Raw genomic sequence first — 7,981 nt, forward strand, 5'->3', positions numbered from 1 at the left:
CAACGGCATGGGGTATCGCGACCCATCCGCCCTCGCGGCGATGCGGGCGGTCAAGGCCGAAGGCGGTTGGGGCGTGGTCTGCACCGAGCAGGCGGAAATCCACCCGAGCGCCGAAATCTGCCCATTCATCGAATTGCGGATCTGGGACGATCAGGATGTCCCGATGCTGGCGCGCATCGCTGACTCGGTCCATCGCGGCGGCGCCCTGGCCGGGTTGCAGCTCTGCCACAACGGCATGAACGCGCCCAATCTCTATTCGAGGGAGATTCCGTTCGGTCCCGCCGACCTGCCGGTTGCGAGCATTTTCAACGATCCCGTGCAGGCAAGGGCGATGGACAAAACGGACATCGCGAATCTGCGCAAATGGCATCGTCAGGCCGCGCTCAGGGCCAAGCGCGCCGATTACGACATCGTTTACGTCTATGCGGGCAAGCTCTTCGGCGGACCGATGTTCTTTCTCTCCCGCCGCTACAATACCCGCACCGACGAATATGGCGGCAGCCTGGAGAACCGCGTACGGTTGTTGCGCGAACTTGTGGAAGACGTGAAAGACGCGGTCGGCGACCGCTGCGCCGTCGCATGCCGGATCTCGGTCGACGAGTTGATCGGCGAAGCGGGGCTGCATGCGGCCGAGGCGCGCGACATGATCGCCAGCATGGCGGAACTCCCCGACCTCTGGGATCTCACGCTTTCCAGTTGGGACAATGACAGCCAGAGCTCGCGCTTCACGGACGAGGCCTATCAGGAACCGTTCGTCGCCGGGATCAAGCAACTCACCACGAAGCCAGTCGTCGGCGTCGGCCGCTTCACCTCGCCGGACACGATGGTACGGATGGTTCGCCAGGGCGTGCTCGACCTCATCGGCGCCGCCCGCCCCTCGATCGCCGATCCGTTCCTGCCCAGAAAGATCGAGGAAGGCCGGATCGAGGATATCCGTGAATGCATCGGCTGCAACATCTGTGTTTCGGGAGACCATACGGCGTCGATCATCCGCTGCACCCAGAACCCGTCGATGGGCGAGGAATGGCGGCGCGGCTGGCATCCCGAACGCATTCGGCGCCGCGCCACGGATAGCCGGGTGCTCGTGATCGGCGCCGGACCGTCGGGGCTCGAAGCGGCCATGATGCTTGGCCGGCGCGGCTACGTCGTCGCTTTGGCCGAAGCAGGCATCGAACTCGGAGGGCGGCTGATCCGCGAACGCCGTCTTCCAGGCCTGGCTGCCTGGGGGCGCGTCGTGGATTACCGGGTCGGACAGCTCGCGCGCATGCCGAATGTGGAAATCTATCGGGCAAGCCACCTGACCACGGAGGACGTGCTTGGGTTCGGCTTCGATCATGTAGCCGTCGCTACCGGGGCCGTGTGGCGACGCGATAATGTCGCACGTGCAAGCGTAACTCCTTCGCCGCTGGGCGATATCCAGCTTCTGACTCCAGACGATCTCATGAGCGGGACGCGTCCGCCCGGAAAAAACGTCGTTATCTACGATGACGACCACTATTACATGGGCGGCGTTCTGGCCGAATTGCTGACACAAGAAGGTTATCGCGTCGCCCTGGTCACACCGGCGGCGGAAGCCTCGGTCTGGACCCGGAACACGATGGAGCAGCACCGGATTCAGACGCGACTCATCGAGGCCGGGGTAAGCATCCTGGCACACCGTATTCTGAAATCGGCCGATACCGGCAGTGTCGCGCTCGGCTGCATCTTCACGGGACGGCCCAGCCATGTCGAGGCGGATGCGCTCGTCATGGTCAGCAGCCGCCTGCCTGTCGCAAACCTGGCAAGAGAACTGGATGCCAGGCAAACAGCCTGGGCGGATGCCGGGCTCAAGAGCGTCACGACGATCGGCGATGCGCTGGCGCCGGGAACCATCGCCGCCGCGGTATTCGGCGGACGGCGCTATGCCGAGGAGCTTGACGAAGAGATCGATCCCGATACCTTGCCGTTCCGCAGAGAAGTGGCAGAGCTGCAGCCCTTCTCGCTCGACCGGCTCCTGGACGCATCGTCTCAATGAAAAACCCGCACACGGCTCCATTCATGGCTGAAACCAACGGCCGCATCGCAGGAGTTTTCGAATGACCGCAACCAAGGAAGCCCCCGCTCAAGTCGAGCAGCATACGATCTATCAGATACCGATCGATCAGCGTCACGGGCGCGCGCGCGACCTATTCACCATCTGGTTCGGATCGAACATCATGATGCTGACCATCGTGACCGGCGCGCTTGCCACCACGGTGTTCAAGCTGTCGTTCATGGGTGCCATCGGTTCGATCGCGCTCGGCAACCTCGTGGGCGCCGTCTTCATGGCGCTGCACGCCGCCCAGGGCCCGAGACTCGGCGTTCCGCAGATGGTCCAGACGCGCGGCCAGTTCGGGTCGATCGGTGCGGTTCTCGTCGTCGCCATCGTCGTCGTCATGTATGTCGGGTTTCTGGCCTCGAACATCGTGCTCGGCGGCCAATCCCTGCACACCATCGCGCCGGGGATAAACCAGAACGTTCTGATCTCGGCGATCGCGCTGATCAGCGTGATCGCAACCATCTATGGCCACGATCTCATCCATGTCTACGCCCGCGTACTGACCTGGCTTTCGGGTCTTGCGCTGCTGCTCTGCTTTGGCTGGATCGTGTTCATCCATGGTCTGCCGGCGAATTTTCTCTCGATAAACGGCTACAACGCTGCCGGGTTTTTCGGGATGGTCTCGGTGGGTGCGCTCTGGCAGATTGCCTACGCACCTTACGTTTCCGATTACTCACGCTACATGCCGCACGACACCGGCGCGAAGCCGGCTTTCTGGGCAAGCTATTGGGGGTGCGTTCTGGGCTCGGTGCTGCCGATGCTGCTCGGCGCGCTGATCGGGCTCCTGGTCAGCAACGGAGATGTGGTATCCGGCCTCACCACGCTGACGGGGCCAGCGGCACTCGCAATTGTCGCGATCTTCTCGATCGGCATCGCCTGCACCAATGCGATGAATTTGTATTGCGGCGTGCTGTCGAGCATCACCGTCGTCCAGACCTTCCTGCCAGACTGGAAGGCCGGTCCTGTGGCGCGGGGCGTCACCGCGATCGTGCTCACCTCGATCGGTCTTGCCATCGCGCTGTGGAGCGCTCAGAATTTCCTGACCAATTATACGAACTTCATCCTGCTTCTGCTCTACGTTCTGGTACCTTGGACCGCGGTGAACCTGGTCGATTTCTACCTGGTCCGCCACGGCGATTACGACGTCGCATCGTTCTTCACCCATTCCGGCGGCGTCTATGGCCAGTTCAACCGGGCGGCGATCTTCTGTTACCTCTTCGGCATCGTCATCCAGATACCGTTCGTCTCCAACGATCTCTATACTGGTCCGATCGCGAAGGCGTTGGACGGAGTCGACATCTCCTGGATTGTCGGTATTCTCATCGTCAGTCCCGTTTATTACCTGCTCGCACGCAAGCATGCGGTGCCGGCGGTCGGCTTGGCGGAGTAGAGACAGTCGGAAACCGAAGATCATGAAGCTCGCAATCTGGCAGACCGGAGGTTTCCTTGGAGATCCCGCGGCAAATATCGCCGCGATCGAGCAAACCGCCCGGACGGCTTCCGCCGCCGGCGCGACGCTTCTCCTGTGTCCGGAATGCTGGCTTGGGGGCTATAATATTCCCGAGCTCTGCGCGGAACTCGCAGAGCCGCGAAACGGACCGTGGGCAACTCGCATCGCCGATATCGCGAAAAAACATAACGTCGCGATCATCTATGGCTATGCAGAGCGTGACCCAGACAGCGGCGCGATCTACAATGCGGTGCAGGCGATCAGCCCAAACGGCAACTCGTTGGTAAACTACCGCAAAACCCATCTGTTCGGCGATTTCGAGCGCGGACTCTATCGGCCCGGCGATGGGTTTGCCGCTCCCTTCGAACTCGCCGGATGGCGAGTGGGACTGCTGATCTGTTACGACGTTGAGTTTCCCGAAACGGTCAGAAGCCTCGCGCTCGCAGGTGCTAACCTGATCCTGATCCCGACCGCACTAACCGGGGAATATGCCTGCGTGCCGGATATTATCGTGCCTGCACGTGCGGTCGAGAATCAGGTCTTCATTGCCTATTGCAATCACGCTGGCGCCGAAGGCGACATGCGTTTCATCGGAAAATCCCGGTTGGCGGGCCCGGACGACTCCGCGATCGTAGCGGCGGGTGGTGGAGAGGCTCTACTGATCGCGACCATTACGCGGGAGACGATCGCGGCGACGGCGGCAATCTTTCCCTATCGGTCGGAGCGGCGTCCCGCGCTTTATGCCGCCATCGCCCAACCAGAGCGAACGCGCCGTGATTGACATCGGCCGATCCAGTGGGCAGGGGAATTTGCAGGTATTTTACGAATGCATGGGCTGGCCGAAGAATTGTTGCCGGAAACACTCGATCAGCCCCGGCTTTTTTCGCCCATAGTGCAGCACCCGCGCCCTCTCGATCGTGGCAGGGCCGCTTTGCATCATGTCGTCCACTATAGGAAGAAATGCCTCGATCTTTTCCGTCCGATCGACGATTTCGACCACGATGGGCAGATGGATGCCGACGTCGAGGTTCAGTCCCGATCGCAAGACACGCGAGATGCCGAAGCCCAATGGCGCGGGTAGCGCCGTGGCACCGGCGAGGCCCGCCTTGCGGGAGTACTCGATAACCGCACGGTAAAGCGGTTTGCCGTCGATCATGTCATCCTCACCAAGAAATATCCTGAGAAGAATGGCATCCTCCATATCGCGCATCGAAATCCTCCATCCCGATTGAGCGCGCCGACTCCGGCAGATATGCTAGCGGTCTGTAGCAGCGATCGCTATCCAATTTCATCCTTCCGGTTTGATCATCTCGATTTTGCCACGGATCTGTGGCGGAAATGCGTGAGGATCGCCGGCAAGCAGGGTAATCGCCGCATGGGCGGATACCGCCTCCTCGGCGCTGACCGCATGGTGCTGAGCGCCCTCGCGCTTGAGCGCGAAGCGACGCATATCCTCGACAAGTCGCTGCATCCTGGAGACTTCAATCCCAACAAGCATCGGACGCAACTTCTCGGGCACGGCAGCGATGAGGCCGGGCAGATGAAGCAGGCAGATACGCGACAATCCATTGAGTGCGGATATGCCATGGATCTCGATCGAGCCTGCAATTTCTTCGTTTTTGCGGTGTTCGGCTCGCGCAGCGGAAGCACAGACCGGGCAAATACGATGTGTCGGATCACGCCCGGTTGCGTCAAGCCGGTTTGCCTGCGTCTCGACCAACCCGGCAAGACCTACGGCAACCGCCAATGGCCCGGCGATGTTTTCAAATTGCCAGGCGTGGGACGGGCAAAGACAGCCGCGTTCCGCCAACGCTTCGCGGGACGCATGATCGTGCCCAAGCCGCGCCTGCAAATGGACGATCGCGTCGAATACCTCCGCCACAACCGTCACACAAATTTCGCAATCGGAAGCCGGTCCCCCGCCGTCGATTGCGTTGAAGGTCGCACGATCGCCTGCCGGAGCCACCCCCTCATATCCGTCAATGATTGCATTGACTTGTGCCAGGGCGGCCCGATCGTCCTCACGTGCGAAATAGGCTCCAATTTTGGTCGCCATGTTGTGCAAAAAGCAACGATTCTTGTCGACAATCTGGAATTCCATCAGTGTACGCCGAAGTTCGGGGACGCCACTCGTCACCCATGCCATTTCGTTCTTTGCGCGCCTTGCGTCCATTGCGGCACGCGCGGAGAGTGAAAAAATCGGGATTTCAACGCCGAGCCGAGCTTTGATTTCGCAAGAAACATGATCGAGCACAGCCGCACGATCGACCTCGTTCATCAAATCGCTCTTGTTAATCGCGAGGAAGATGCGAGCGTTGGCCGTCATGGCCCGTTGCAGGATGGCGAGTTCGTCGTCGGATAATGCGCTGTCAAAGCTGGTCACCACCAGAAATGCGTCGGCCTGGCGTAGAAAATTCTGCGTTGTCCGCGTATTCGCAGCGATCGAGGAACCAAGGCCGGGCGTATCGATGAACCGAAATCCGCGCCGAAGCAGTTCCGCCGGAATTTCAATTTCGACATGCTCGACCCCTTCCCGATTGCCTGGATTGCCGGTTTCGGTGATGTACCGGGCCAACTCGTCGAGCTTGACATCCATGAAGAGACTGGTGCCGTGAAAATAGAGAGTTGCCCGCTCCGTGCTGCCATAATGTACGGAAGTGATTACTGAGGTTAGTGGCATGATGCCTATCGGCAGTCGCTCCGTGCCAAGCAGTGCGTTCATCAGCGACGATTTGCCCCGGTTGAACCGGCCGGCGGTGACAAGATTGAATCTGTCCTCCGCAAGGGAGGTTAACAGTTCGGCATGCTCGGCCCGGCGTGCGGCGTCAGGCGGATGGTCGCGCAACAGGGCGACCAGGTCGAATTTCCGCCGCTCGTAATCGGCGAGGGTCATATGCCGCCGTTCATAGGTTCCTCGCCATATAGGCTCCGCATAGCACTCCGACGAAGCCGAGCCCGACCGACAACAGAACGTAAAGCAACGCTTTCAGTGCTTGGCCATTCTCGACCAGGAGCATTGTTTCCAGTTCGAACGTCGAAAACGTCGTGTAACCGCCGAGAAATCCGGTGAGGACGCCGGTGCGCAGTGCTGGGCCAAGCGTCAGAACTTCCAGGGTTTCGATGAACAGGAAGCCGATCAGGAACGATCCCAAAACATTGATGCTGAGCACGGCAACCGGAAAGTTCCGGCCATAAACGTCCTGGAGCAGGATGGTCTGGCCGTAACGGGCCCAGCAGCCAAGCGTACCGAAGACGGCGATAGCCAGCAATGTGCGCAACATCCAGATTCCTTTGAATGATGTCAGGAAAACAATATCTCCAGGATCGTTGGCAGAAACATCCCGGTGATTGTGAAGTCGGTCTTGAGGGAAGCGAAAAGCACTCATCGCTCCAGCCGGCCGCGAACGAATGATCGCAGGGGCGTAAGCTGCTGACGAAGGCAGGGTGCGGCTCTGGCTTGGCCGAAAGCGCAATGAAAGCGGAACGACCCGTTCCTCGGCAACCATGCAAATGGTCACGGCCGTATACCAGCCCGTATCGGGGCTGTCCCGAACAAATAGACACCATGTTCCCTCCGCCTGAAACGGATGTTGAACAGGAGTCATCAGCCCCGAGGGCGGTTACATGGCGAACTCCATCGCCGGTGGTTATGCTGATGATTGCCGGCCTGTTTGTCAATGCTGTCGGCTGCTTGCCAGGGCGATCGCTTGAACGGTTTGGGGATTGATCGGGATAGAGGGGTGCCTCGCGACACCGCCCCTCCCACACCACCGGGCATACGGGTCCGTACCACGGCGGTTCGACGGAGTTAAGCTTGAGCAGAGCTATAGAGTCGGGGAAGGCCGAGTAGATCGAAAGTGCGGTTGCGCAGCGCCTGCTGGACGGCCGGGTGGCCCGACATGCGCCAACCCCCCGTCGGCGAACCGGCAGCCACTATTGATGTTGGCGTAATTCAGCGCCTGCGCCGGGCCGAAAATCGAGCCGACCACCATTGCCGCGAAGGCGGTCAGGATCAGGGTGAGCGCGGGCGCCTTCAGGCGGCGCAATCCGGTGCGATCAAGCGGCATGGTCACGATTGTCGCCGACATGCGGGTTCTCCAGTCAATGTTTTTGGGTGTGGCCCGCGAACAACTTTGCGCGAAGCTGCCCGACTGCGGCCGAGGTCATTGTCTGCTTGCGCGCGGACGCGGCCGCTGCGGCATCGTAGGGCTTGTAGCCCGCCGGCTCGGCTTCCTTGTTGCCCCAGGCGGCGCCGATATAGTCGAGGATCGCGGCGATCTGCGTATTACTGAGTTGGTCGCCCCAGGCGGGCATCACGCCGTTATAGGATTTGAACCGCGCCGGGAATCCTGGAGGCTCCAACTCTTGAGTAGGATGGAGCAATGGAAAAGCGGAAGACATCGAACAGATATTCACCTGAGGTCCGCGAACGCGCGGTGCGGATGGTGCTGGAG

General features: G+C 60.5%; 8 protein-coding genes and 1 riboswitch. Of the genes, 3 read left to right on the forward strand and 5 right to left on the reverse strand.

The window, feature by feature from the left end; genetic code table 11:
• The 3 genes from L2A60_RS19275 to L2A60_RS19285 form a co-directional block, all read left to right on the forward strand.
• On the forward strand, positions 1-2,014 hold a 2,014-nt coding region (locus L2A60_RS19275; protein ID WP_235706089.1), incomplete at its 5' end, for an oxidoreductase.
• A gap of 61 nt (positions 2,015-2,075) precedes the next feature.
• Positions 2,076-3,467 (forward strand): purine-cytosine permease family protein, encoded by a 1,392-nt coding sequence (locus L2A60_RS19280; protein WP_235706090.1) that lies wholly within the window; start codon positions 2,076-2,078, stop codon positions 3,465-3,467.
• A 22-nt stretch (positions 3,468-3,489) separates the two neighbouring features.
• Positions 3,490-4,308: a carbon-nitrogen hydrolase family protein gene (locus L2A60_RS19285; protein ID WP_235706091.1), complete on the forward strand. Its 819-nt coding sequence runs from the start codon at positions 3,490-3,492 to the stop codon at positions 4,306-4,308.
• 39 nt (positions 4,309-4,347) lie between these two features.
• Here the strand turns inward: L2A60_RS19285 and L2A60_RS19290 are convergent, their stop codons facing one another.
• The 5 genes from L2A60_RS19290 to L2A60_RS19310 form a co-directional block, all read right to left on the reverse strand.
• Positions 4,348-4,737, reverse strand: a complete 390-nt coding sequence (locus L2A60_RS19290; RefSeq protein ID WP_235706092.1) for a DUF190 domain-containing protein — start codon at positions 4,735-4,737, stop codon at positions 4,348-4,350.
• A 78-nt stretch (positions 4,738-4,815) separates the two neighbouring features.
• The gene (locus tag L2A60_RS19295; RefSeq protein WP_235706093.1) at positions 4,816-6,420 is read right to left on the reverse strand and encodes a dynamin family protein; all 1,605 of its coding nucleotides are present in this window, start codon (positions 6,418-6,420) and stop codon (positions 4,816-4,818) included.
• A 10-nt stretch (positions 6,421-6,430) separates the two neighbouring features.
• A complete protein-coding gene (crcB, locus tag L2A60_RS19300; RefSeq protein WP_235706094.1) occupies positions 6,431-7,132 on the reverse strand; it encodes a fluoride efflux transporter CrcB in 702 nt (233 codons plus the stop codon).
• A riboswitch (Fluoride riboswitch) is annotated at positions 7,116-7,178 on the reverse strand. Its footprint overlaps the gene before it by 17 nt.
• Before the next feature lie 173 nt (positions 7,179-7,351).
• Entirely contained in the window at positions 7,352-7,615 is a 264-nt protein-coding gene (locus L2A60_RS19305; RefSeq protein ID WP_235706095.1) for a hypothetical protein, read from the reverse strand.
• A gap of 13 nt (positions 7,616-7,628) precedes the next feature.
• The coding region (locus L2A60_RS19310; protein WP_235706096.1) for a c-type cytochrome at positions 7,629-7,981 on the reverse strand (353 nt) is incomplete at its 5' end.

The sequence above is a fragment of the Acidiphilium iwatense genome, assembly GCF_021556475.1.
Taxonomy (GTDB): domain Bacteria; phylum Pseudomonadota; class Alphaproteobacteria; order Acetobacterales; family Acetobacteraceae; genus Acidiphilium; species Acidiphilium iwatense.

Excerpts from the sequence above, each read along its gene's own strand:
- L2A60_RS19290 (WP_235706092.1), bottom strand. The coding sequence starts at position 4,737 with ATGCGCGATATGGAGGATGCCATTCTTCTCAGGATATTTCTTGGTGAG.
- L2A60_RS19295 (WP_235706093.1), bottom strand. The coding sequence starts at position 6,420 with ATGACCCTCGCCGATTACGAGCGGCGGAAATTCGACCTGGTCGCCCTG.
- L2A60_RS19305 (WP_235706095.1), bottom strand. The coding sequence starts at position 7,615 with ATGTCGGCGACAATCGTGACCATGCCGCTTGATCGCACCGGATTGCGC.
- crcB (WP_235706094.1), bottom strand. The coding sequence starts at position 7,132 with ATGACTCCTGTTCAACATCCGTTTCAGGCGGAGGGAACATGGTGTCTA.
- L2A60_RS19285 (WP_235706091.1), top strand. The coding sequence starts at position 3,490 with ATGAAGCTCGCAATCTGGCAGACCGGAGGTTTCCTTGGAGATCCCGCG.
- L2A60_RS19280 (WP_235706090.1), top strand. The coding sequence starts at position 2,076 with ATGACCGCAACCAAGGAAGCCCCCGCTCAAGTCGAGCAGCATACGATC.